The sequence below is a fragment of the Amycolatopsis sp. NPDC051371 genome, from assembly GCF_040682155.1.
Classification (GTDB): Bacteria; Actinomycetota; Actinomycetes; order Mycobacteriales; family Pseudonocardiaceae; genus Amycolatopsis.
Map to the genome: position 1 here is coordinate 102752 of NZ_JBFBAG010000009.1, position 23432 is coordinate 126183.

The window sequence follows — 23432 nt, forward strand, 5'->3', positions numbered from 1 at the left end:
GACGGCCGGGCCGGACGTGACACCCGCTAGGGTCGCGGAGGTGACCACCCCAGCCACCCGGGCCGAGGCGCTGCACCTGACCGGCGAACGGACCGTCCCCGGCATCGCCGAGGAAAATTACTGGTTCCGCCGCCACGAGGCCGCCTACCTCGCCCTGCTCCCCCACTGCGCGGACGCGACGGTGCTCGAAGCCGGCTGCGGCGAGGGCTATGGCGCGAGCCTCCTCGCGACCACGGCCCGCCGGGTGCTCGCATTGGACTACGACGTGCCGACCACCGAGCACGTCGCCCGCCGCTACCCCGAGGTCGCCGTCGCGCGGGCGAACCTGGCGTTCCTGCCGGTGCGCGACGCCGCTGTCGACGTCGTCGCCAACTTTCAGGTCATCGAGCACCTGTGGGACCAGGCCGGGTTCCTCGCCGAGTGCCGGCGGGTGTTGTCGCCGGGCGGCAAACTGCTGGTCACGACGCCGAACCGGCTGACCTTCACCCCGGAGAGCGATACGCCGCTGAACCCGTACCACACCCGCGAGCTGGCCCCGGCCGAGCTGGCTGGACTGCTCACCGACGCCGGATTCGACGTCGAAGCGCTCCACGGCCTGCACCACGGCAACGCCGTTCGCGCGCTCGACGAGCGGTACGGCGGGTCGATCATCGACGCCCAGCTCGACGTCGTCATGGGCGAGCTGCCGGGGCAGGCCGTGTGGCCGGCGGCGCTGCTCGCCGACGTCGCCGCGATCGAGGCCACCGGGTTCGACATCCACGGCGACGACCTCGGCGCCAGCCTCGACCTCGTCGCCGTGGCGGTGCGCCGATGAACGAAGGCACCTTCTGCCTCGTCGTGCACAGTCACCTGCCGTGGCTGCCGCACCACGGGAGCTGGCCGGTCGGCGAGGAGTGGCTCTACCAGGCGTGGGCGCACTCGTACCTGCCGATGGTCGATCTGCTCGAGCGTTTCGCCGCGGAAGGCCGCCAAGACGTGCTGACGCTGGGCGTCACGCCGGTGCTCGCCGCGCAGCTCGATGACCCGTACAGCATCCGCGCGTTCCACGACTGGCTAGGCCACTGGCAGCTGCGCGCCCAGCACGCGTCGACGTTGTGGCGGGGCGACCCGGTGCTGCGCGAGCTCGCGGCGGCCGAACACCGGACCGCGGTCCGCGCGGCCGAGGAGCTGGGCACCCGCTGGCGCCACGGCTTCTCCCCCATGCTTCGTTCGCTGGTCGACAACTCGACGATCGAGCTGCTCGGCGGGCCGCTGGCCCACCCGTTCCAGCCGCTGCTGGACCCGCGGGTGCGCGAGTTCGCGCTGAACGCCGGCCTGGCCGACACGGCGCTGCGGATCGGGTCACGGCCCGAGGGGATTTGGGCGCCGGAGTGCGGCTACGCGCCTGGTATGGAAAAGGACTACGCGGCCGCCGGCGTGCGGCGGTTCATGGTCGACGGGCCGTCGCTGCGCGGCGACACCTGGGCCGCGCGGCCGGTCGGCGACAGCGACGTGGTCGCGTTCGGACGAGACCTCGAGGTCACTTACCGCGTCTGGTCGCCGAAGGCCGGCTACCCCGGTCACGCCGCTTACCGCGACTTCCACACCTGGGCGCACGAGGTCGGGCTCAAGGCGTCGCGCGTCACCGGGAAGACGGTCGAGCCGCCGGACAAGGCGCCCTACGACCCGTCGCTGGCCGCGGACGTGCTGGGGCTGCACGTCAAGGACTTCGTCGACACCGTGGTCACGCGGCTGCGTTCACTGAAGAAGCAACACGGTCGTGAGGCGCTCGTGGTCGCCGCTTACGACACGGAGCTGTTCGGGCACTGGTGGCACGAAGGGCCGGCCTGGCTGGAGGGCGTGCTGCGCGCGCTGCCCGAGTCGGGCGTCCGGGTGACGACGTTGAAGGGCGTGCTCGACGCCGGGCTCGTCGGCGAACCGATCGAGCTGCCCGTGTCGTCGTGGGGGTCGGGCAAAGACTGGCGTGTCTGGGACGGCGAGCAGGTCAAGGACATGGTCGAGGCCAACGCGGCGCTGCAGGAACGGCTCCTTTCACTCGTTGCCGGACTGCCGACCACGGCCCGGGACACTGTCGCCGACCAGGCCGTGGCCGAGGCGATGCTGGCGCTGGAGAGCGACTGGGCCTTCATGGTCACCAAGGACTCCGCCGCTGACTACGCGCGCCGACGCGCGGCGGTGCACACCGAGCGCTTCGACGCCTTGGCCGGATTGCTGCAACGCGGCGACCGCGCGCGGGCCGAGGAGCTGGCGGCCGCCTACCGCGCCGACGACGGACCGTTCGGGCACCTCGACGCCCGAGCGTTGAAGCACGACTGAAAGGGACTCATGGGGATTCACGAAATTCCGGTCAAGACCCTCGACGGGCAGGACAGCTCACTGGCCTCGCTCGCGGGCAAAGCTCTGCTCGTGGTCAACGTCGCGTCGAAGTGCGGCCTGACCCCGCAGTACTCCGGCCTCGAGCGGCTACAGGAGCGCTTCGGCGGCCAGGGCTTCTCTGTTGTCGGTTTCCCGTGCAACCAGTTCGCGGGCCAGGAGCCGGGCAGCGCGGAGGAGATTCAGACGTTCTGCTCGACGACCTACGGTGTCACCTTCCCGATGTTCGAGAAGATCGACGTCAACGGCGAGGGCCGGCACCCGCTGTACGCGGAGCTGACCAAGGTGTCCGACGCCGAGGGTGACTCCGGCGACGTCCAGTGGAACTTCGAGAAGTTCCTGGTCAGTGCCGACGGTGAGGTCCTGGCGCGATTCCGGCCGCGGACCGAGCCCGAGGACGAGAAGGTCGTCAAAGCCATCGAGGCCGCTCTCCCGGCATGAGGCGGCCGGTGTCGCGCCGGGCCTCCACCCGGCGCGGCGCCGTCACAGGCCGAGCTGTTCGCGGCCGACCGCGTTGAGGTCGTCGATCGTGGCGCGGCCGGTCCAGTTGACTTCGTAGTCTTCAGGCGCGAAGTCCCCCGGGCTCGCGCCGGTCAGGAAGGCGCGTCCGCACTTCTCGGCATATGTCGCGTTCTTCGGACAGTGCGGGCTCGCCGGGATGTACATGACATTGCCCCAGCGTTCCGGGTTCGTGCCGTCGGCGACCGCGTGGATGACGTCGCCGTGCCACCAGACCGTGTCGCCCGGTTCGATCTCGGGGATCGAGGTCAGCGCGGGCAGCAGGTCGTCGTGGTACTTGTCGCTGACCGGCAGGGCCTGGCCGTTGGCGGCGCCGCAGAGGTCGTCGTCGGGGATGTCGTCCTGCAGCGCGCGGAGCAGCACGTACGCCATCGCCGACGGGATCGGCACTACGTGCAGCACGCCGTCGCCCTGATGCATTTCCGACAACGCCGTCCAGCCCTGGAAGGTGCGGAAAGCCGAGCACATGACCGTCGACGCGTATTCGTCGACTTCGGTACGGTAGGCGCCGTCCCACGGGTCGTACTGTTGCCAGTTTCCGGCGAAGACGTGGCGGGACACTTGCTGGTAGGCGGGTACCAACCAGCGTTCGACCGAGCCGGAGTCGGTGTGCGCGGAGAGGCCGAGCGACGCCGAACCGGGTGGGCGACGGCGGATGCGGTCGGGGTAGGCCGTGTCGTGATCGGGGTCGAACCAGACGCGGCCCTCGGACTCGTGCCGCCAGAAGGAGTTGAGGAACCGCCGGACGGCGACCATGTGTTCGTGCTGGCGGGCCTGGATCTGCGGCTTCGACCAGTAGACCGGGTAGATCTGCGGCTGGCTCGACGCGAGGCCGGCGAAGACGTCGTCCGCCGGGCCTTGGTACGTGCCGGCGAAGTCGTTGTCGGCGAGGTACGCGGCCAGCTCGGCGTCCCAGGCTTCGGCCGTTTCGCGCGCGAAGGTGCCCTTGACGACTGCGCAGCCGCGGCGTCGGACGGCGTCGACCGTGCGCTGCGGCACGGTCCCGTCGGCGATGTCGCGGTAACGGACGACGGGGAAGGCGTCCGGGTCGGCGGCGACGGTGTCGACCTCTCGCCGCGTCCCGTCGCGGACCTCGGCGAACACGCCGGCGACGTCGCCGATCCGGGCGCGCAGGTCGCGCTTGGCCCGCGAGATGGCCTCGGACATGTTCGCGGGCAGCTCTGTGGTCGCCATCGGTGTCCTCACGATCTTTGGTTAGGACTCCTTACTAGAATGTCCCGGCTACGGTAACTCCTGTCCGTCTCCCGCCACAAGAGGTGCGATGTCCGACCCCGACCGGCCGCTTCCGCGCCTGGCGATGCTGCGGGCCATGACCGACCGCGCGGTGCTCGACCACGTCTTCGTCCACGGCCGGACCACGCGCGCGGAGCTCGCCGCGACCACCGGGATCTCGAAGCCGACGATCTCCGAGTCGGTCCGTCGCCTGGAGACGGCGGGCGCGCTGCGGGCGACCGGTACCGACCAGACCGGCCGTCGCGGCCGGATCGCCACCTTCTACGAACTGGCCGCCGACGCCGGCCGCGTGGTCGCCGCGGAGGTCAACCAGCAAGGCGTCCGCACGATCACGACCGACCTGACCGGGACGGTCCTGGCCACCGAGCAGTACCCGCCCGGCGGCCGACCGGTGACGGCCGCGGTCCGGGACGCCGTCGCCGCGGCGGGCGAAGTGGGTTCGGGTGCGGTGCGGGCGATCGCGATCTCGGTGGCCAACCCGGTCGACCCGGTGAGGCACGAAGTCGTCGCGCTGCCCGGGTCGCCCTTTCCCGAGGGGACGCTCCGGGCCGGAGAGATCGGTCGTGACGTTCTGCTCGACAACGACGTCAACTTCTCCGCGCTCGCCGAACGGCGGGAGGGCGCTGCTCGAGAGGCGAAGAGCTTTGCTTACGTCTACGTGGGCGCCGGGCTCGGCGTCAGTCTTTATGTCGGCGATCAGCTCGTTCGGGGCGCGCACGGGCTGGCGGGCGAGATCGGGTACCTGGATAGTTCGGGGTCGACGCTCGCCGCGGCTCTCGCCGACCAGGGCTTCGGCAGGTCCGACGCGCCTTCGCTGGACGTCGACGCGATCTTGACCACGCTCGGCCGGGCCACCGACGACGCCGTGGCCGCCGAACGACTACGGCTGCTCGGCGCGACGCTCGGACGGGCCGTCGCCGCGATCTGCACGATCGTCGACCCGGACCTGGTGCTGTTGGGTGGCCCTGCGGGGAGCCAGGCGGGTCTCGTCGCCGAAATCCGGCGAACGGTCCGCGCGGCGGCGCCGGGGCCGGTCCGGGTGGAGGCTGGCGCGGTGACGGACTCGGCTGCTCTGCGCGGCGCGCTGTTGTCGGCGCTCGACCACGGGCGGGATGGACTGGTCAGAGCCGTCGCCGAAAGCTGACCGGCCCGCGAACCTACCGGCGTGAACGGTCGCCGGAAATCGGCCAGGCCGTTCAGGCCGAGCCGGCGTCGATCACCGCTCGTACGCACTTCGCGACCACCGACGGGTCGACCTTCACCACACGACGGTCGTATGTCAGCAGTCCATTGACCTCGTTCTCGACATCGGTCGTCTGGGTGTAGATGGCGCCGGACAGACCTCGCTCGACGACCACTCGCTCCAGAGCGGCGCTCACCTCCGCGTAGCGCTCGGTGAGCCGCTCCCGGGTCGGCGTCATTTCGTACGCGTTCGGTGGTCCGGGCCAGCGATGGTCGTCCAGAACCAGACCGAGGCCGCCGTACTCGCCGTCGACGATCGCCCGGCCATCAGTGACCGCCGGCACGCCGGGGCCCACGTACGTGTGGTCGTCGTAGACGTCACCGGCGCCCGTATCTGGGCGGGAGAAACAGCAGTTGACGCCGCTGTTCGCGATCACCAGCCGGGTCGGGTCGAGGGCCTTGACCAGTTCCGCGACACGGGCTGTGTCGAACTCGCCCCAGCCTTCGTTGAACGGCACCCAGCCGACGATCGACGGGACCGCCCGCAGCTGTGTGATCATTTCGATCAGTTCTGCTTCGAACCGCTCGCGCGCCCGCGGGACCGGGTCCGGCGCGATGCCGGGCGGGCCGTCGAACGACACCGTCAGCGACGGCATGTCCTGCCAGACGACCAGGCCCAGCGTGTCGGCCCAGAAGTACCAGCGCGCCGGCTCGACCTTGACGTGTTTGCGGACGAAGTTGAAGCCCAGTTCCTTCGTCTTCTCGAGGTCGAAGCGCAAGGCGTCGTCGGTGGGCGCGGTCGAGATGCCGTCCGGCCAGTAGCCCTGGTCGAGCGGGCCGTGCAGGAACGTGGGCCGGCCGTTGAGCGCGATTCGCGGACGCCCTTCGGAGTCCGGGAGCAGGCCGATCGTCCGGAGACCGACGTAGCTGCCGACTTCGTCCAGAACCGCGCCATGCCGGTCGAGCAACCGGACGCGCAGCGTGTAGAGGTGTGGGTCGTCGGGTGTCCAGAGGCGTGGCTCGGGAACGTCCACGCGCACCGACGTCCCCGCCGTGCCCGAGCCGCGGGCGACTTCGCGGTCCGTGTCCGAAACGACGACCACGACCTCGGCGCCGCCGGTGACCTGCGGGAACACCGTCGCACCGGTGAGGTCCGGGGTCAGGTCCAGGCGTTCGACGCGGGTCTCGGGCACCGGCTCGAGCCACACCGTTTGCCAGATTCCGGACGACGCCGTGTAGCAGATCCCACCGGGGGCGTTGCGCTGCTTGCCGACTGGGAAGGGCTCGATGTCGGTGCGGTCCTCGGCCCGCACGGTCAGCTCCTGCGGCTCCGACGCCCGCAGGACGTCGGTGATGTCCGCGCTGAACGCCGTGTAGCCGCCTTCGTGCGTCGCGACGAGCTGGTTGTTGACCCACACCTTCGCCGTCTGGTCGACCGCACCGAAGTGCAGGAGGACCCGCGAGCCGCGCCAGTCGGCGGGGATCTCGAAGAGCCGCCGGTACCAGAGGACCTCGTCGCGTCGTCCGATTCCGGACAACGCCGACTCCGGTGGGAACGGGACCAAGATCCGCTCCGCGTAGCCGGACGGCCGTGGTCCCTCCGCCGACGACGGCCGGCCCGCGTACTCCCAGACGCCGTCGAGGTTCAGCCAGCGCGGGCGGGTCAACTGCGGCCGCGGGTACTCGTTCAGGGCGTTGTCCGGGCCGACGTCGCCGGACCACGGGGTGGAGAGGGGCGGGTCGAGCCGGCGCCAGCCGGTGTCCTCTGGTGAAGTCATCCCGGCCGATGGTGGCAGAGATCGCCGGGCTCGCCAGTGAGTCGGACCACATTCGGCGACGGATGTGGCCGGTCGGCTGGCACGGGCGCCGCCAGGCCGTCCCGACTCGCGAGTAACCTCTGCGCATGCGTGTGCTGATGCTGTCCTGGGAGTACCCGCCAGTGGCCATCGGCGGCCTGGCCCGGCACGTCCACGCGCTCGCCTGCCACCTGGCCCGCCAGGGTCACGAGGTCGTCGTCCTCTGCCGCCACGCCGCGGGCACCGACGCCGGGACGCACCCGCGCACCGACCGCGTCGTCGACGGCGTGCGGATCATCCGGGTCGCCGAGGACCCGATGCACGTGACGTTCGAACGCGACCTCGTCGCCTGGACGCTGGCCATGGGACACGCCATGATCCGCGCCGCGCAGGACCTCCTGCGCAGCTGGCAGCCGGACGTCGTCCACGCGCACGACTGGCTGGTCGCGCATCCGGCCATCGCGATCGCCGAGGCCGCGCGAGTGCCGCTCGTCGGCACCATCCACGCGACCGAGGCCGGCCGGCACTCCGGTTGGCTGTCGCACCCGCTGAACCAGCAGGTTCACTCGGTCGAGTGGTGGCTGGCGAACCGTGCCGACGCGCTCATCACCTGCTCGCAGGCCATGCGCCGCGAGGTCGCGCACCTCTTCGAGGTCGAGGCCGGCGACGTCACGGTGATCCACAACGGCATCGAGGAACGCGGCTGGCAGGTGCCGGCGAAGGAGATCGCCCGCGCCCGCGAGGTCTACAGCCCGGCCGGGGCGCCGCTGTTGCTCTACTTCGGACGACTCGAGTGGGAGAAGGGCGTGCAGGACCTGCTCGCCGCGCTCCCCCGGATCCGGCGCCGCCACCCCGGCACGCGGGTGGTCGTCGCCGGAAAAGGACGACACTTCGACGAACTGGTCGAGCAGTCGCGGAAACTGCGGGTGCGGCGCGCGGTCGACTTCGTCGGGCACCTGTCGGACCGCGACCTGCGCGCGGCGCTGGCCGCGGCCGACGCCGTGGTGCTGCCCAGCCGGTACGAGCCGTTCGGGATCGTCGCGCTCGAGGCCGCGGCGGCGAAGGCCCCGCTGGTCGCGTCGACGGCCGGCGGGCTCGGGGAGGTCGTGGTGCACGGCGAGACCGGGCTGGCGTTCAGCCCCGGCGATGTCGCGGAACTGGCCAACGCGGTGACGGCCGTGCTCGGCGACGCGCCGGCCGCGGCGAAGCGGGCGAAGGCCGCGCAGTCACGGCTGGCCGCGGACTTCGACTGGGGCCGGATCGCCGAGGCGACCGCCGCGGTCTACAAGCGGACCAAGCCGGGCGAGCCGGTCGAGCTGCCGCGGCCGAAGATCGCCACCGGCAACGCGTTCGAGCCGGTCGCGGCCGGGGTGCCGGAACTGTAGGTAGTGGTCGCAATGACGACCAACCCTCGATGACGCGCCGCTGCGGCCGACCGAGCATGTGCAGCCACCGCTGAAGTCGCCCGAACTGTAGGTAGCCGCCCGCTCAGAAGCGGCAGGGCCGGACGCAGTCGGAGTGCGCCGAGGTGGGCGCGGGCACCGTCACCACGGCGCCGAACGAGAACGAAAAAACGACGAAGACGGCGGCGACGACAGCTCTCAACCTGCTGGTCATGGGGACTCCTCGGGAAGACGGCGCAAGACGCGCCTCGCAGCGAGCATCCGCGCCGGTTCCCGGGGAAACAATCAGCGGAACACTACGGGCCGGTACCCATTCGCCTTCCGTGACCGGTCAGCGGGTCCCGGTCAGGAGGCGCACCCGGACCTCCTCCCGCAGTGGTCCGTGCGGAGCCACCGCCTCCCGGACGCGCTCGGTGAACGCCGGCCGCGCTTCAGCCGCCGGCAGCTGCGACGGGCTCATGGCCGAAAACACGCCACCGACGATCTCATCGACACTCAGCGGCGCGTCATACTCGACGACCTGGGAATCGACGGCGTACCCCGCCGCCAAGAGGGCGTCCGCGTAGCGTGACTGGCTCGCCTCGTCCGTGCCGCACGTGCTGTGCAGCGGTGTCCCCAGATACGACGAGACGACCTCGCGCAGCGCCGCGGACCACGCCGTGTCCTGCAGCCACAGCGGCTCGCCGTTGGTCACCACCGCGACACCGCCGCCCGGGCGCAACAACGCCAGCGCCGACGCGAACAGACTCGCGTGGTCCATCCAGTGCAACGCCTGCGCCACCGTCACCGCGGCCAGGCGGCCCGCGCCGAGAGCCGGCGTCAGCGCGCCGACGTCGGAGTCTCCGCCCAGGAGCCAGCTCACGTTCGGCGGCGATCCCGCTTTGCGGGCCTGGTCGAGCATCGCCGGTTCCGGGTCCATGCCCAGCACCGCGCCCACCCGGGGCGCCAGGACCCGGGTGAGCTGGCCGGTGCCGCAGCCGAGGTCGAGCACGACGTCGTCGCGCGTCAGCGTGAACACCGCCGTCAGCGCGTCCCCCACCGCGGGCGGGTAGCCGCGGCGGAACCGCTGGTAGTACTCGCTCACTTCGCCGCCGAACGCCGGTGTCGTCATGCGCCCGAGCATGCCCACGGCGACGCCCGGCCAGGGGTGATTACGCGCGAAGCGGACTCAGAAGATCGGCAGCAGGACGCCGTGTTCGGACTCCGGACGCGGACCGAAGATCCGGCGGTCCGCTTCCCCGATCGGCCGGTCGTTGATGCTCGCCTCCCGCCGGCGCATCAGGCCTTCGTCGCTGAACTCCCACAGCTCGTTGCCGTAGCTGCGGAACCACCGACCGTCGGCGGTGCGGGACTCGTACTGGAACCGGACGCCGATGCGGTTGCCGCGGAAGCCCCACAGCTCCTTGCGCAGCGCGTAGTCCAGCTCGCGCTCCCACTTCGCGGTCAGAAACTTGACGATCTCCGCTCGTCCCACGACGTGCTGGTCGCGATTGCGCCACACGGAATCCTCGGTGTAGGCCAGCGAGACCTTCTCCGGGTCGCGGGTGTTCCACGCGTCTTCGGCGGCCTGGACCTTCTGCCGGGCGGTCTCCTCGTCGAAGGGCGGGAACGGGGGTCGCGGGGTCATGACAGCTCCTTCCGGACGTGGAGAACGTGCGTTCTCCAGCACATCCGCTACCCTAGAGAACGCTTATTCTCCACGCCAGGGCAGGTGACGTGAATTCCACGGAAGCGACCGACCGACTGCTCGAAGCCGCCGAAGACCTCTTCTACGCGCACGGCGTGCAAGCGATCGGGATGGACGCCGTCCGCGAGCGGTCCGGCGTCTCGCTCAAGCGGCTCTACCAGTGCTTCCCGGCGAAGAACGACCTGGTCGAGGCCTACTTGCGACGCCGGGACGAGCGCTGGCGGAAGTCGTTGCGCGAATTCGTCCACGCTCGCGGTGACGATCCCCTCGCCGTCTTCGGCTGGCTCGCGAACTGGTTCGCCGAACCCGGCTTCCGGGGCTGCGCGTTCATCAACTCCTTCGGCGAGTTCGGCGAACCGGCGCCCGGAATCGCCGCCGCGATCCGGCTGCACAAGGACGAAGTGCGCGCGTACCTGCGTGGCCTGATTTCCGGCCAGAGGCTCGCCGACCAGCTGTTTGCACTGGTCGAGGGCGCGACAGTGCTCGCCGCGATCACCGGTGACCCGGGCGAGGCCAACACGGCCCGCGAAGCCGCGAAGGTGCTGCTGACTGCTCAGGGGTAGAGCGTCAGGCCTGGATCGAGCGCGATCTCCGTCAACTGCGCGAGGCTCAGCGGCGGCGACGGCATGTCGGGCGCGCCGCCCCGCTTCGCGTCCCCGGCCACGTTCTCCGCCCCGAGGATGATGCCGGTGCCGTCGGGCTTGGTGACGTCCGATTGGTACATCGTCGGGCCGCCGGGCTGGAGCACCGTGGACTCGACGATCGTTTCGCCGTGCGGCCCGGTCCGGCGCTGGCACGACCCCTCCGTGCGCTCGGGCGGGGGCGTGCACTCGGTGCTGGGCGTCGCGACGCCGCCGATCCGGGTGACGACCGCCATGACGTTGCCCTTGAGCTCCCCCTTCGCCGTCGTGGCCGACGACAAGAAGTAGTCCTCGCCGCCGCTGCACGACCCTTCGAAGGGAACCGGCGCCGAAAACACGTGGAAGAACTCCAGCGGACCGTGCGCGACACCCTTCGGGTAGACGCCGCGTTCGTGGGGACCGAGCGTCGAGCCGGCGGCCAGCCGCTGCTCGACGGCGGCGGTCAGCACCGTCGTGAGCCGGCTCGACGCGGCCGCCGACGTCTCCGGGATCGGTGCGCCGGTCTGCGGCGGACCGGGCCGGACCGCGCAGGGATTGTCCGTCGGCGCTGTGCTCGCCGCCGGCGGCACGAGCACCGGCGCGGGATTCCCGGGCACGAACGCCACCGCCACCCCGACGGCGACCGCCGCCACGCCCGCCCCCGCGGCGGTCCACGGGTTCGCCACGCGGCGCACGCGCGCCCGGCGGCGTGCGCGGTCCAGCACCGCCTCGACGTCCACTGTGGACGGGGGCGCGACGCCGATCGCCGCGTCGAACTGGTCCTTGCTCATGATGCCTCCTTCAGCTCTGGCTCGCGGCGACGAGCGCGCGCAGCGAGTCGAGCCCGCGCGCGGTCTGGCTCTTCACGGTTCCGGGTGAACAGTCGAGGACCTCGGCGGTCTCCTCGACGGAAAGGTCGCAGTAGTACCGCAGCACCACCGCGGCCCGGCGCCGCGGCGGCAGCGCGTCGAGCAACTCCAGGAGACCCATCCGCTCGACGACGTCGTCGGTCGGCAGCACCGTCGGCTCCGGCAGCGTGTCCGCCGGTTCCTCGCGCCGCCACGCCCTGGCCTTCTCGTCCAGCCACGTCCGCACGAGGATGCGGCGCACGTACGCGTCGAGGTGCTCGACGTGCCAGGCCCGCGGCCAGTGCCGGTACAGCTTGCCGATCGTGATCGACACCAGGTCGTCGGCGAGGTGCCAATCCCGGCACAACAGGTAGGCCGTGCGGCGCATGACCTCCATCCGCGCCGTCACGTAGTCGCGGTACCCCGCTTCTTCGGACCGTTTCAGCGATTCCTCCTCGTCGCCCCCACACCCGGTGGAACGGGGTGCGCGGCCTCCCGGGTTGCTCCGGGATCGAAATCCGGGCAACCCGCGGGCGCGCCGGGGCCGTTCCACCAGCCGAGGGACCCCGCCAGTGAGGAACCATCCCATGAGGAAACCGATCACCGCGGTCGTCGCGGTGACCCTGGCCGCGGGCGTGCTGACCGCACCCACCGCGGCGGCCGCCCCGGCGGGCAGCCCACCCGTCACGCCGGCCCGGATCACGCTTATCACCGGCGATCAGGTGCTGGTCGGCGGCGCGGACGTCCGCGTGCTGCCCGCCCGCCGCGACCGGCCGGTGCCGTTCCGCCAGTACGTCCGCCACGGCGACCAGTACGTCCTGCCCGGTGACGCCGCCACGCTCGTCCGCGCCGGACGGCTCGACGAGCAGCTGTTCAACGTCACCGGCCTGCTGCGCCAGGGCTACGACGACGCGCGCACCCCGCACGTGCCGCTGCTGGTCCGCCAGGCCGGCCCGGCGCTCGCCGCGCGGACCGGCGTCGCCGCCCGGGCGTCCGCGCTCGGCTACACCGCGCTCGACGAGCCGAAGTCCGGCGCCGCGGCGTTCTGGAACCGGCTCGCCACCGAACCCGCCACGCTCGCGGCGGGCGGCGCGAAGGTCTGGCTGAACGCGAAGGTGCGCGCGAGCCTCGACCAGAGCGTGCCGCAGATCGGCGCGCCCACGGCGTGGCAGGCGGGCCTGACCGGCCGCGGCGTGCCCGTCGCGGTGCTCGACACCGGGATCGCCACTGCCCACCCGGACCTGGCCGGCCACGTCTCATTGAGCAAGGACTTCACCGGCAAGGGCAGCGTCGAGGACGGCGAAGGGCACGGCACCCACGTCGCTTCGACGATCGCCGGCTCCGGCGCCGCTTCCGACGGCAAGTACAAGGGCGTGGCACCCGACGCGTCGCTGGCCGTCGGCAAGGTCCTCGACGACTTCGGCGACGGCACGCTCGACACGGTCCTGGCCGGCATGCAGTGGGCGGCGGCCGACGCGCACGCCCGCGTCGTGAACATGAGCCTCGGCAGCGGCCCGTCCGACGGGACCGACCCGGTGTCCGAAGCCGTGAACACCCTGACGCGGCAGTACGGCACGCTCTTCGTCGTCGCCGCGGGCAACTTCGGCCAGGACGAATCCGTCTCGAGCCCGGCCGCGGCCGACGCGGCGCTCGCCGTGGCCAGTGTGTCCAAAAAGGATGTGCTCAGCCCGTTCTCCAGCCGGGGCCCGCGGATCGGCGACGGCGCCGCGAAGCCGGACGTCGCGGCACCCGGCGAGTCGATCACCGCGGCCTGGCCCGGCGGCGGCTACCAGGCGCTGAGCGGGACGTCGATGGCGACGCCGCACGTCGCGGGCTCGGCCGCGATCCTCGCCCAGCAGCACCCGGACTGGACCGCGGACCGCCTCAAAGCGGCCCTCACCAGCACCGCGGCGCAGGTCGACGCCGGACCGGCCGCGGTCGGCACCGGCCGCGTCGACGTCGCCCACGCGACGACCTCGGCGGTCACCGCCACCGGCAGCGCGTCGGCGTACCTCCCGTGGCCGAACCACGGGAAGACCGAAAAAGCCACCATCACCTGGTACAACTCCAGCGCCACGCCGGTCACGCTGACGCTCGCCGCGTCCGTCGAAGGCGTCAGCTTTCCGCCGAGCGTCACCGTTCCCGCCGGTGGGAGCACTCCCATCGAGCTGACCTTCACCGCGCAGGACGGCCACCCGGGCACCCGATCCGGCATTCTGACGGCCAGCGGCGACGGCGTCACCACGCGGACCGCGTTGTCGATGCGGCAGGAAGACGAGTTCTACGACCTGACCATCGGCCTCGTCGACCGCGACGGCAAGCCGTGGGCGCCGACGGGCTATCCGCCGCTGTCGATCCTCGACCTGGACACGGGCGCGCTCACCAACGGCGAGCCGGGCACCTTCCGGCTGCCGCGCGGCCACTACGTCGTCAACAGCGTCATCGAGACGCCCCAGCCGGGGCAGGAACCCTCGTACAGCTTCATCAGCCAGCCCGAACTGGTCCTGGACCACGCCGTCACGCAGGCCTTGGACGCGCGTGACGGCAAGCCGGTGTCGCTGGAACCGGACAACCCGGCGGCGCGCGGTGGCATGCAGAGCGTCGAACGGCTGAGCCGGATCACGAGCTGCTCGTGCGTCTTCTCCGATGGTTTCGACCTCGACCCGCGCTTCCAGGAGGCGTTCGCCGCGACGGTCCCGGGTACGTCGTCGGCGACCTTCGCCTTCAGCCAGGAACGCCGCGCCACCGAGCCGGACCTGGAGCTGACCGCGGACGACGGGCAGCCGTTCGCCGTCCGGGGCATGTGGCTGGAGTCGGCCGCTCCGGCCGGAACCAGCACGCTCCCGGTCGTGTTCGGTGGCGGGGGCACGCCCGAGGACCTGGCCGGGATCGACGCGCGCGGCAAGCTCGTGGTCGTCCGGCTGCCGCTCGGCATCCGGACCGACGAGGCGTACCAGCGGCTGGTGAACGTCGAGAACGCCGGCGCGAAGCTCGGCGTGGTCGGTCTTTCCGGCGGCACGGCCGGGACCACGGTCCTCGGCGGCGAGCTGCCGACCCTGCACCTGCCGGTGGTCTGGAGCGGGCTGAGCGTCACCGGGCAGCGGTTCACGGAGCTGGCGAAGACGGGCCGGGCGTCGGCGACCGTCGTCAGCCGGCCGTCGCCGCGCTTCCGCTACGAACTCGCGGACGGCGTCGAAAAGCAGGTGACCGCTCCGCGTGTGCAGCGGCCGAAGACCCGCGACCTCGCCGAGGTGCGCACCGCCTACCACGACAACGCCCCCGGCCAGGTCCGGTACGTCGCCGGGCACGAGTTCTTCGGCCGGATGGTCGGGTACGGCTACACCGAACCCGTTGCCGCGCAACAGGAACGTGTCGAGTACTACGCCCCCGGCAAGTGGGACTCGGTGTGGACGGGCGGGGTCCGCGGCGAACCGACCGAGCAGCTCGACCTCGCCGCGGGCAAGAAGTACCAGCTCAGCTGGAACAAAGCGGTGGCAGGGCCGTCGTTGCGCGGGCTGACCGTGACGCATTCGGGCGAGCAGCCGCGGCCGTGGGCGTGGCGCAAGGACGGCGTCTTCGACCTCTGGCTGCCGCTGTTCGGCGACGCCGCCGGCCGCCCGCGCAAGCCCGAATCCGGCTTCGGGGACACGGGTTCGGTGACCCTCGCGAAGGACGGCGCCGCGATTCCCGTGGAGCCGTCGGGAGAACCGACGCTGGCGACGATCCCGGTGCCGGACGCCGACGGCGCGTACCGGCTCACCGCCGAGGCCCACCGGCACACCGACTGGTGGCCACTGTGGACGGACGTCCTCGCGGAGTGGGGGTTCCGCTCCTCGGCCGCCGCGGACGGCCAGGCGCTGCCCCTGCTGACGGCCCGGTTCGCACCGGCGGTCGACCTGCACAACAGCGCGCCGGCGAACCGCGTCTTCACGTTCCCGGCGTACGTGGAACGGCAAGGCGGTGGCACCGGGACGAAGCTGACCGTCGAGACGTCCACCGATGACGGACGCAGTTGGCAGCCCGCGCCGGTGCTCCGGACCGGGGACCACTGGACGGTCGCCGTGCGGAACCCGGCGGGCGGATTCGTCTCGCTGCGGGCGAGCGCGGCCGACGACCGCGGGAACACCGTGCGGCAGACGGTGATCCGGGCTTACGCGGTGAGCTGAAATCGAACCGGTCCGGCGACGGGGAGCCACCGTCGCCGGACCGGTCCGGACCCACACCATCCCAAACGGTGTGGAATCCGCCCGCCCCTCGTCAGGTAGGGGCGGGCGGGGCCCCTGCTACCGGGCGTCCGTGAGGTACCGCGCGTAGGCACCCGTGGTGAGGAAGCTCGGCAGCTTCTCGCCCAGCGCGGTCTCGGTGAAGATCGCGTACGCGTCGTCGAGGCGGTTGCCGGTGCCCAGCTCCGCGCGCACCGACGCGAGTTCCTCGTCGAGGTACTCGACCGCCAGCTCGCGGGTCAGCGCCGTGCCGTCCTCGAGCTTCGTGCCGTTGCGGATCCACTGCCAGACCTGGCAACGCGCGATCTCCGCGGTGGCCGCGTCCTCCATCAGGTTGTGGATCGCCGCCGCGCCGGTGCCGCGCAGCCACGCGTCGACGTAGCGCAACGCGACGTTGATGTTCGCGCGCACGCCTGCTTCGGTGACCTCGCCGCCGGCGCTGGCCACGTCGAGCAGGTCCTCGGCGGTGACGTGCACGTCGTCGCGCAGCTTGCCGAGCTGGTTGGGCCAGCCGCCGAGCACGCCGTCGAACACCTCGCGGCAGATCGGGACCAGGCCCGGGTGCGCGACCCAGGAGCCGTCGAATCCGTCGCCGGCCTCGCGCTCCTTGTCGGCGCGGACCTTCTCGGCCGCGATCGCGTTGACCTCCGGGTCCTTGCTCGGGATGAACGCGGCCATGCCGCCGATGGCGTGCGCGCCGCGCTTGTGGCAGGTGCTCACCAGCAGCTCGGTGTAGGCGCGCATGAACGGCACGGTCATCGTGACCTGTGCGCGGTCCGGCAGCACGAAGTCGGCGCCGTGCGCGGCGAAGTTCTTGATCATGCTGAAGATGTAGTCCCAGCGGCCGGCGTTCAGCCCCGCGGCGTGCTCGCGCAGCTCGTAGAGGATCTCGTCCATCTCGAAGGCGGCGGTGATCGTCTCGATCAGCACCGTGGCGCGGATCGTGCCGCGCGGGATGCCGAGCTCGCGCTGTGCCATCAGGAAGACGTCGTTCCACAGCCGCGCTTCGAGGTGGTTCTCCAGCTTCGGCAGGTAGAAGTACGGGCCGACGCCGCGCGCGACGAGCTGGCGCGCGTTGTGGAAGAAGAACAGCCCGAAGTCGACCAGGCTCGCCGAGACCGGGCGGCCGTCGATGCGGATGTGCTTCTCCACCAGGTGCCAGCCGCGGGGACGCGCGACGATCGTCGCCGGGTCGTCGCCGATCGTGTAGTGCTTCCCGGCCTCGGTCGTGAAGTCGATGTTGCGGCGGATCGCGTCGTACAGGTTGACCTGACCGTCGATGACGTTGTGCCACGTCGGCGACGTCGCGTCCTCGAAGTCCGCCAGCCACACCTTCGCGCCGGAGTTCAGCGCGTTGACCGTCATCTTGCGGTCGGTTGGGCCGGTGATCTCGACGCGGCGGTCCTCCAGGCCCGGCGCGGTCGGGGCGACCTGCCACGACTGGTCGTCGCGGACCTGGCGCGTCTCGGGCAGGAAGCCGAGCGGCTTCTCACCGGACTGCAGTTCCTCGCGCCGCACGCGGCGGGCGTCGAGCAGCTCGCGACGGCGGCCGGCGAACGTGTTGTCCAGCTTGGCCAGGAAGTCGAGGGCCGCCGGGGTCAGGATCTCCGCGAACCGGCCGTCGACCTCGCCGGTGACCTCGATGCGGTAGTTCAGCCGATCAACCATGGGGTGCCTCCGCGAGCTGTGGGCAGGGAAGGAAAGAAAGGGAGGGACGCGGCCTGACGGCGGAGGGGGGTCGCCGTCAGGCCGCGGCCGGGATCAGTGGAACTGGGCTTCTTCGGTGGAGCCCTTGAGCGCGGTGGTCGAGCTCTCCGGGTTCAGCGCCGTCGCGACGTTGTCGAAGTAGCCGGTGCCGACCTCGCGCTGGTGCTTGGTGGCGGTGTAGCCGCGGCTCTCCGAAGCGAACTCGCGCTCCTGCAGGTCGACGTAGGCGGTCATGCCCTCGCGGGCGTAGCCGTGCGCCAGGTCGAACATCGAGTAGTTCAGCGCGTGGAAGCCGGCCAGGGTGATGAACTGGAACTTGTAGCCCATGTGGCCGAGCTCGCGCTGGAACTTCGCGATCGTCGCGTCGTCCAGGTGCTTCTTCCAGTTGAACGACGGCGAGCAGTTGTAGGCCAGCATCTGGTCCGGGAACTTCGCCTTGATGGCCTCGGCGTACTTGCGCGCCACCTCGAGGTCCGGCTCCGAGGTCTCCATCCAGAGCAGGTCGGCGTACTGGGCGTAGGCCAGGCCGCGCTCGATGCACGGCTGGATGCCGTTGGTGACCTCGTAGAAGCCCTCGGCGGTGCGGCCGCCGGTGAGGAACTGCTGGTCGCGCTCGTCGACGTCGCTGGTCAGCAGCGTCGCGGCCTGCGCGTCGGTGCGGGCGACGATCAGCGACGGCACGTTCAGCACGTCCGCGGCGAGGCGGGCGGCGTTCAGCGTGCGCTCGTGCTGCTTGGTCGGGATGAGGACCTTGCCGCCGAGGTGGCCGCACTTCTTCTCGGACGCGAGCTGGTCTTCCCAGTGCACGCCCGCGGCGCCGGCGGCGATCATGCCCTTCATCAGCTCGAACGCGTTGAGCGGGCCGCCGAAGCCGGCCTCGGCGTCGGCGACGATCGGCGCGAACCAGTCGATGTCGGTGTTGCCTTCGGCCCAGTTGATCTGGTCGGCGCGGCCCAGCGCGTTGTTGATGCGGCGGACCACGGCCGGCACCGAGTTGGCCGGGTAGAGGCTCTGGTCCGGGTAGGTCTGGCCGGACAGGTTGGCGTCGGCCGCGACCTGCCAGCCGGAGAGGTAGATGGCCTGCAGGCCGGCGCGGACCTGCTGGACGGCCTGGTTGCCGGTCAGGGCGCCGAGCGCGTGGATGTAGTCCTCGGTGTGCAGGAGGTTCCACAGCTTCTCCGCGCCGCGGCGGGCCAAGGTGTGCTCTTCGACGACGCTGCCACGCAGCTTGACGACGTCCTCAGCCGAGTAGGAGCGCTGCACGCCCGCCCAGCGGGGGTCGTTCGCCCACTGCGCCGCCAGCTCCGCGGCCGCCTGCTTGGCCTGTTCCGTCATCGGATCTCCCGGTGTTGCGAAGTTTGCGATTGCTCGCCTTGCCTGATCCGACCCTCGCACGGCTGGGAAAATCCGGTCCAGTTGTCCAAGTTGCCAATTTGTGCGAAGGGTCCGTAGGCTCTTTGCAAAAGTTGCGAATCGCCGTTTCGCAACTTCACCGAAAATCCGCGTTCTTGACCGTTCACGTAACCGTTCAGGACCGGAAACCTTCCGGAGAGGTGGGCTCGAATGGAGAAGACTTTCGCCGGAGCGAGGTTGCGGCATCTGCGCGAAAGCCGGTCGATGAGCCAGGCCGACCTCGCTCGTGTGCTGGAGATCTCACCCAGCTACCTCAACCAGATCGAGCACAACTCGCGTCCGCTGACGGTCCCGGTGCTGCTGCGGATCACGCAGGCGTTCGGGGTGGACACCGAGTTCTTCGCGAACAACGACACGTCCCGGCTGGTCGCCGACGTCAAGGAAGCCCTGCTCGACGAGGTCCTCGGCGTCGACGTCACGACCAGCGAGCTCAACGAGCTGGCCACGAACCTGCCCGCCCTGGCGCAGGCGCTGGTCAAGCTGCACCGCAGCTACCGCAACGCCGTCGAGAGCACGGCCGCGCTGACCACCGAAAACGGCCTGGGCCTGCACGGCAGCGCGGCGGCGCCACTGCCGCACGAGGAAGTCAGGGACTTCTTCTACGAGCGCGAGAACTACGTCGCCGAACTGGACGAACGCGCCGAGAAGATGGCGGCCGACATCCCGCTGCAGCGCGGCCAGGTGCTCAGCGCACTGAAGGAACGACTTTGGCAGCGCTACGGCGTCGAAGTGACCAACGACGGGATCGACGAATCCGCCGGTCAGCAGCACCGCTACGAGCCGGTGACGCGGGTGCTGCGGCTGGCGCCCAGCCTGCGGGTCGGGCAGCAGGCGTTTCGCATGGCTTCACAGATCGCGCTGCTCGAATACGACGACCTGATCACCGAGCTGGCCGACTCGTGGGCGTTCTCCGGGCCGGCCGCGCGCTCGCTGGGACGGGTCGGGCTGGCGAACTACTTCGCGGGCGCGCTGATCCTCCCCTATGGACCGTTCCTGGCCACTGCCGAGCGATTCCGCTACGACATCGAGCGGCTGTGCGACCACTACGGCGTCGGGTTCGAGACCGTGTGCCACCGACTGTCCACTTTGCAGCGTCCGAAGCAGCGCGGGGTGCCGTTCTCCTTCGTGCGGGTGGACCGGGCGGGGAACATGTCGAAGCGCCAGTCCGCGGCCGGGTTCCACTTCTCCCGGGTGGGCGGCGCCTGTCCCCTGTGGAACATCTACGAGGCGTTCACCCAGCCGGGGAAGATCCTGACCCAGATCGCCACCCTGCCGGACGGGAAGAGCTACTTCTGGGTCGCGCGCACGGTGTCGCGCAACATCGGCGGGTACGGCAGCCCCGGGAAGACGTTCACGGTCGGCCTGGGTTGCGAACTGCGTCACGCGGGCCGGCTCGTCTATTCGACCGGTCTTGATCTCGACGAGCCGGCCGCGGCGACGCCGATCGGGATGGGCTGCAAAGTCTGCGAACGGCCGGCTTGCTCGCAGCGTGCGTTCCCGACGATCGGCAAGCAGCTCACCGTGGACGAGAACACCAGCACCTTCGTCCCCTACCCGGCGGTGCCGAAGGGCTGATCACCCGACCACGTGCGTGGTCCACTTCGACTCGTCCGGGCCGAGGAGCGTGATGCGGTCGAGCACCCGCTCGCCGTCCAGACCCGCTGCCGCCGGGTTGTCGACGGTGACGCATGCCCGCAGCCCGTTCCTCGTCGCGCAGACCGGATCGCCGATGCCGTCGGCGCGGCCGCCCGGGAGCGAAACCGTGATCGTCGCGAGGGCGCCGTTCACCGAATAGGACAGCACGACCCGCCACGGGACGCCGTCGGTGTCCGGGCGGCGCCACACGTTGGCGTCGGCGAGGTGGAACGTGTCCGGCAGGCCGAGGATGTGCAGCGGCAGCGCCACCGGCCGATTCGCGAACGTCACTTCGCCGGCGACACGCAGCAAGGCCTGCTGCAGGTCGGGAAGGGCGAGGTAATACGCGTGCAGCTCGGCCCAGCGGCCGTCGGCGGTCGGCCAGCGCAGGTAGCTGTCGCCGTGGTTGAGCGGGTCCTTCGCGTCGGTCGTGACCCAGTAGCCGTCGCGGTCGCCGACCCGGACCGGGACGCGCACCGCCTGCCCGCCCATATCGTGCTTGCGGTCCAACGCAGGTTCCTGGTCGTAGACCGCGAGCCAGATCATCGGCGCCCTGTCGCCGCCGCCGAGGGCCAGGGTGTAGTCGCCGTGCCCGCCGACGCCGTGCTCGATCCGGGAGACTCCCTCCGGCAGCCAGCCGAAGTCCGCCTTCGCCACCAGCGGGTTGTCGGTGGGCGCCGGCGCGACGGCCACCGGCCCGGGCTTGGGCTTGGGCTGAACGGCCGCCGGGGCGGGCGCGGGGTCGTGCCGGAACACGGCGACCGCCGTCAAGCCCCCGGCCGCCACGACGGCGGCGCACCCCAGGGCGAGCGCCGTGGTCCGCACGCGACGACGACGTCCGCCGATCCGGCGCGCCCGGTCGACGTCGATCGACGGCGGCGGCGCGGGCACGTCGGCCAGGTCCTTCAGCATCGTGGTCAGCTCGAAGTCGGTCATCCTCGTCCCTCCCAAATCGGCTCGCGCAGCAACTCGCGCAGCGTGTCCACGGCCTTCGCGGTCTGGCTTTTGACGGTCCCTTCGGAGCACCCGAGGGCCCGGGCGGTGTCGGCGACGGGCTGGTCGCAGAAGTAACGAAGGACGACGGTCGCCCGCTGGCGTGCGGGCAGCCGGTCCAGGGCGGCCCGCAGGTCGAGCGCCGAGTCGACGTCCGGGCCGGGCGCCGGTGGCGGGTCGTGGTCGGCGCCGCGCAGGTCCACCCGCCGCCACCACGACGTCCGCTGCTCGGCGAGATACGCGTTGACCAGCGTGCGGCGCGCGTAACCATCGAGGTTGTCCGCCCGGGCGGCCCGCGACCAGTTCGCGTAGAGCCGGGTGATCGCCGTCTGGACCAGGTCGTCGGCCCGGTGCCAGTCGCCGCAGAGCAGGTACGCGACCTTGCGCAGCCAAGCCGACCGCGCCGTCACGTAGTCCGTGAAGCCCGCCTCCATGGAACCCCCATCCTGTTCGTCACCCCTTTGATGCGGCCGGAGGGCCGGGCGGTTGCCCGGGACGCGCGAGTCGTAGATTCATCGGGGTGCACGACATCGACACGGTGACCGCGGCGACCATCGAAAAGGCCGCCGAGCGGCTGGCCGGGGTGGTGACCCGCACGCCGCTGGAGCCGAGCGCGCGGCTGTCGTCCCGGGTGGACGCCCAGGTCTGGGTGAAGCGCGAGGACCTGCAGACCGTCCGGTCGTACAAGATCCGCGGCGCCTACAACTTCATCGTCCAGCTCGACGAGGACGTACGGGCGCGAGGCGTTGTCTGCGCCAGCGCCGGCAACCACGCCCAGGGCGTCGCGTACGCCTGCCGGCGGCTCGGCGCCGCCGGGCGCGTGTACGTCCCGGGAACCACGCCGCGGCAGAAGCGCGAACGCATCGCGACGCTCGGCGGCGCGCACATCGAGGTCATCGTCGTCGGCGAAACGTACGAAGACGCCTTCGCCGCGGCCAACGAGGACGCGCAGCGGACCGGGGCGACGCTCGTGCCGGCGTTCGACGACATCCGCACCGTCGCCGGCCAGGGCACGGTCGCTTTGGAGGTCATCGAGCAGCTCGGCTTCGTGCCGGACGTCGTGATCGTCCCGGTCGGTGGCGGCGGGCTGCTCGCCGGCGTCGGCAGCTGGCTGCGGGAGCGGCACCCCGAGGTCCGCGTCGTCGGCGTCGAACCCGCGGGCGCGGCCTGCATGGCGGCGGCGCTTTCCGCCGGACACCCGGTGCGGCTGCCCGAACTCGACTCGTTCGTCGACGGCGCCGCGGTGCGCGAGGCCGGCCGCGTCACCTACCCGCTGATCCGCGAGAGCGGCGCCGAGCTGACCTCGGTCGCCGAGGGCGCCATCTGCACCGAGATGCTGGCGATGTACCAGTCCGACGGAATCATCGCCGAGCCCGCGGGCGCGCTGGCCGCCGCGTCGCTCGGCTCGGTGGTCCAGGTGGAGCCGGGGCAGACCGTCGTAGTCGTGGTCTCCGGCGGCAACAACGACGTCAGCCGCTACAGCGAGATCCTCGAACGCTCATTGATGCACGAAGGGCTGAAGCACTACTTCCTCGTCGGGTTCCCGCAGGAGCCGGGCGCGCTGCGGCGGTTCCTCGAGCAGGTGCTCGGCCCGGAGGACGACATCACGCGCTTCGAGTACGTCAAACGCACCAACCGCGAGATGGGCCCGGCGCTGGTCGGCGTGGAAATCGCCCGGTCAGCCGACCTCCCGGGCCTGCTGGCGCGGATGGACGCGAGCCCGCTCCAGGTGGAGCGGATCGAGCCGGGCAGCCCCCTGTTCCACTTCCTGCTCTGAGC

The 23432-nt window shown here is 71.2% G+C and carries 20 protein-coding genes; 9 read left to right on the forward strand and 11 right to left on the reverse strand.

Annotated features, from left to right (window positions below):
- Positions 1-40: 40 nt before the first annotated feature.
- From AB0M59_RS13970 to AB0M59_RS13980, 3 genes are read left to right on the forward strand one after another with little or no spacing between them, the layout of a single operon-like run.
- Positions 41-814, forward strand: a complete 774-nt coding sequence (locus AB0M59_RS13970; RefSeq protein ID WP_364613830.1) for a class I SAM-dependent methyltransferase — start codon at positions 41-43, stop codon at positions 812-814.
- Positions 811-2316 (forward strand): glycoside hydrolase family 57 protein, encoded by a 1506-nt coding sequence (locus AB0M59_RS13975; RefSeq protein ID WP_364613833.1) that lies wholly within the window; start codon positions 811-813, stop codon positions 2314-2316. Before AB0M59_RS13970 ends, AB0M59_RS13975 begins: the two co-directional genes overlap by 4 nt.
- A gap of 9 nt (positions 2317-2325) precedes the next feature.
- Positions 2326-2814 carry a glutathione peroxidase gene (locus AB0M59_RS13980; RefSeq protein WP_364613836.1) on the forward strand — a complete coding sequence of 163 codons (489 nt, stop codon included), beginning with the start codon at positions 2326-2328 and terminating at the stop codon, positions 2812-2814.
- A 42-nt stretch (positions 2815-2856) separates the two neighbouring features.
- On the opposite strand, the gene AB0M59_RS13985 is transcribed toward AB0M59_RS13980, so the two are convergent.
- Positions 2857-4086, reverse strand: coding sequence for a YbiU family protein (locus AB0M59_RS13985; RefSeq protein ID WP_364613839.1), 1230 nt, complete (start codon positions 4084-4086; stop codon positions 2857-2859).
- Positions 4087-4174: 88 nt separating this feature from the next.
- Between AB0M59_RS13985 and AB0M59_RS13990 the strand changes: the two genes are divergently transcribed.
- The gene (locus AB0M59_RS13990) at positions 4175-5290 is read left to right on the forward strand and encodes an ROK family transcriptional regulator (RefSeq protein ID WP_364613842.1); all 1116 of its coding nucleotides are present in this window, start codon (positions 4175-4177) and stop codon (positions 5288-5290) included.
- 52 nt (positions 5291-5342) lie between these two features.
- Here AB0M59_RS13990 and AB0M59_RS13995 read toward each other — a convergent pair whose 3' ends face one another.
- Positions 5343-7106: a sugar-binding domain-containing protein gene (locus AB0M59_RS13995; protein WP_364613845.1), complete on the reverse strand. Its 1764-nt coding sequence runs from the start codon at positions 7104-7106 to the stop codon at positions 5343-5345.
- A 125-nt stretch (positions 7107-7231) separates the two neighbouring features.
- On the opposite strand from AB0M59_RS13995, the gene AB0M59_RS14000 reads away from it, so the two are divergent.
- Positions 7232-8509, forward strand: coding sequence for a glycosyltransferase family 4 protein (locus tag AB0M59_RS14000; RefSeq protein ID WP_364613848.1), 1278 nt, complete (start codon positions 7232-7234; stop codon positions 8507-8509).
- 103 nt (positions 8510-8612) lie between these two features.
- Here the strand turns inward: AB0M59_RS14000 and AB0M59_RS14005 are convergent, their stop codons facing one another.
- The 3 genes from AB0M59_RS14005 to AB0M59_RS14015 form a co-directional block, all read right to left on the reverse strand.
- Positions 8613-8741: a hypothetical protein gene (locus AB0M59_RS14005; RefSeq protein ID WP_364613851.1), complete on the reverse strand. Its 129-nt coding sequence runs from the start codon at positions 8739-8741 to the stop codon at positions 8613-8615.
- 117 nt (positions 8742-8858) lie between these two features.
- Complete coding sequence (locus AB0M59_RS14010) at positions 8859-9638, reverse strand: methyltransferase domain-containing protein (RefSeq protein ID WP_364613854.1); 780 nt, start codon at positions 9636-9638, stop codon at positions 8859-8861.
- A gap of 57 nt (positions 9639-9695) precedes the next feature.
- Positions 9696-10154 carry a nuclear transport factor 2 family protein gene (locus AB0M59_RS14015; protein ID WP_364613857.1) on the reverse strand — a complete coding sequence of 153 codons (459 nt, stop codon included), beginning with the start codon at positions 10152-10154 and terminating at the stop codon, positions 9696-9698.
- 89 nt (positions 10155-10243) lie between these two features.
- Here AB0M59_RS14015 and AB0M59_RS14020 point away from each other — a divergent pair, with 89 nt between their 5' ends.
- Positions 10244-10777: a helix-turn-helix domain-containing protein gene (locus tag AB0M59_RS14020; RefSeq protein ID WP_364613860.1), complete on the forward strand. Its 534-nt coding sequence runs from the start codon at positions 10244-10246 to the stop codon at positions 10775-10777.
- Here the strand turns inward: AB0M59_RS14020 and AB0M59_RS14025 are convergent.
- Both AB0M59_RS14025 and AB0M59_RS14030 read right to left on the reverse strand, forming a co-directional pair.
- A complete protein-coding gene (locus tag AB0M59_RS14025) occupies positions 10768-11625 on the reverse strand; it encodes a hypothetical protein (RefSeq protein WP_364613863.1) in 858 nt (285 codons plus the stop codon). The two genes, AB0M59_RS14020 and AB0M59_RS14025, sit on opposite strands and share 10 nt — an antisense overlap.
- 10 nt (positions 11626-11635) lie before the next feature.
- On the reverse strand, positions 11636-12091 hold the full coding sequence (locus tag AB0M59_RS14030) for a SigE family RNA polymerase sigma factor (RefSeq protein ID WP_364613866.1): 456 nt from the start codon (positions 12089-12091) through the stop codon (positions 11636-11638).
- A gap of 178 nt (positions 12092-12269) precedes the next feature.
- Between AB0M59_RS14030 and AB0M59_RS14035 the strand changes: the two genes are divergently transcribed.
- Positions 12270-15848, forward strand: coding sequence for a S8 family serine peptidase (locus AB0M59_RS14035; protein WP_364613869.1), 3579 nt, complete (start codon positions 12270-12272; stop codon positions 15846-15848).
- A 117-nt stretch (positions 15849-15965) separates the two neighbouring features.
- Here AB0M59_RS14035 and aceB read toward each other — a convergent pair whose 3' ends face one another.
- Positions 15966-17573 carry a malate synthase A gene (gene aceB / locus AB0M59_RS14040; RefSeq protein ID WP_364613872.1) on the reverse strand — a complete coding sequence of 536 codons (1608 nt, stop codon included), beginning with the start codon at positions 17571-17573 and terminating at the stop codon, positions 15966-15968.
- 93 nt (positions 17574-17666) lie between these two features.
- Complete coding sequence (gene aceA, locus AB0M59_RS14045) at positions 17667-18947, reverse strand: isocitrate lyase (RefSeq protein WP_364613874.1); 1281 nt, start codon at positions 18945-18947, stop codon at positions 17667-17669.
- 228 nt (positions 18948-19175) lie between these two features.
- On the opposite strand from aceA, the gene AB0M59_RS14050 reads away from it, so the two are divergent.
- Positions 19176-20600 (forward strand): short-chain fatty acyl-CoA regulator family protein, encoded by a 1425-nt coding sequence (locus AB0M59_RS14050; RefSeq protein WP_364613877.1) that lies wholly within the window; start codon positions 19176-19178, stop codon positions 20598-20600.
- Here the strand turns inward: AB0M59_RS14050 and AB0M59_RS14055 are convergent, their stop codons facing one another.
- Complete coding sequence (locus AB0M59_RS14055; RefSeq protein WP_364613880.1) at positions 20601-21596, reverse strand: hypothetical protein; 996 nt, start codon at positions 21594-21596, stop codon at positions 20601-20603. It lies immediately after the preceding gene.
- Positions 21593-22087: a SigE family RNA polymerase sigma factor gene (locus tag AB0M59_RS14060; protein ID WP_364613883.1), complete on the reverse strand. Its 495-nt coding sequence runs from the start codon at positions 22085-22087 to the stop codon at positions 21593-21595. Before AB0M59_RS14060 ends, AB0M59_RS14055 begins: the two co-directional genes overlap by 4 nt.
- A gap of 86 nt (positions 22088-22173) precedes the next feature.
- Here AB0M59_RS14060 and ilvA point away from each other — a divergent pair, with 86 nt between their 5' ends.
- A complete protein-coding gene (ilvA, locus tag AB0M59_RS14065) occupies positions 22174-23430 on the forward strand; it encodes a threonine ammonia-lyase IlvA (protein ID WP_364613886.1) in 1257 nt (418 codons plus the stop codon).
- Positions 23431-23432: the final 2 nt, after the last annotated feature.

Coding starts and splice junctions, on each gene's coding strand:
- AB0M59_RS14025 (WP_364613863.1), bottom strand. CDS start 11,625: ATGAGCAAGGACCAGTTCGACGCGGCGATCGGCGTCGCGCCCCCGTCC.
- aceB (WP_364613872.1), bottom strand. CDS start 17,573: ATGGTTGATCGGCTGAACTACCGCATCGAGGTCACCGGCGAGGTCGAC.
- AB0M59_RS14050 (WP_364613877.1), top strand. CDS start 19,176: ATGGAGAAGACTTTCGCCGGAGCGAGGTTGCGGCATCTGCGCGAAAGC.
- AB0M59_RS14005 (WP_364613851.1), bottom strand. CDS start 8,741: ATGACCAGCAGGTTGAGAGCTGTCGTCGCCGCCGTCTTCGTCGTTTTT.
- AB0M59_RS14015 (WP_364613857.1), bottom strand. CDS start 10,154: ATGACCCCGCGACCCCCGTTCCCGCCCTTCGACGAGGAGACCGCCCGG.
- AB0M59_RS14055 (WP_364613880.1), bottom strand. CDS start 21,596: ATGACCGACTTCGAGCTGACCACGATGCTGAAGGACCTGGCCGACGTG.
- AB0M59_RS13995 (WP_364613845.1), bottom strand. CDS start 7,106: ATGACTTCACCAGAGGACACCGGCTGGCGCCGGCTCGACCCGCCCCTC.
- AB0M59_RS14060 (WP_364613883.1), bottom strand. CDS start 22,087: ATGGAGGCGGGCTTCACGGACTACGTGACGGCGCGGTCGGCTTGGCTG.
- aceA (WP_364613874.1), bottom strand. CDS start 18,947: ATGACGGAACAGGCCAAGCAGGCGGCCGCGGAGCTGGCGGCGCAGTGG.
- AB0M59_RS13990 (WP_364613842.1), top strand. CDS start 4,175: ATGTCCGACCCCGACCGGCCGCTTCCGCGCCTGGCGATGCTGCGGGCC.
- AB0M59_RS13985 (WP_364613839.1), bottom strand. CDS start 4,086: ATGGCGACCACAGAGCTGCCCGCGAACATGTCCGAGGCCATCTCGCGG.
- AB0M59_RS13975 (WP_364613833.1), top strand. CDS start 811: ATGAACGAAGGCACCTTCTGCCTCGTCGTGCACAGTCACCTGCCGTGG.
- AB0M59_RS14000 (WP_364613848.1), top strand. CDS start 7,232: ATGCGTGTGCTGATGCTGTCCTGGGAGTACCCGCCAGTGGCCATCGGC.
- AB0M59_RS14035 (WP_364613869.1), top strand. CDS start 12,270: ATGAGGAAACCGATCACCGCGGTCGTCGCGGTGACCCTGGCCGCGGGC.
- AB0M59_RS14010 (WP_364613854.1), bottom strand. CDS start 9,638: ATGACGACACCGGCGTTCGGCGGCGAAGTGAGCGAGTACTACCAGCGG.
- AB0M59_RS13980 (WP_364613836.1), top strand. CDS start 2,326: ATGGGGATTCACGAAATTCCGGTCAAGACCCTCGACGGGCAGGACAGC.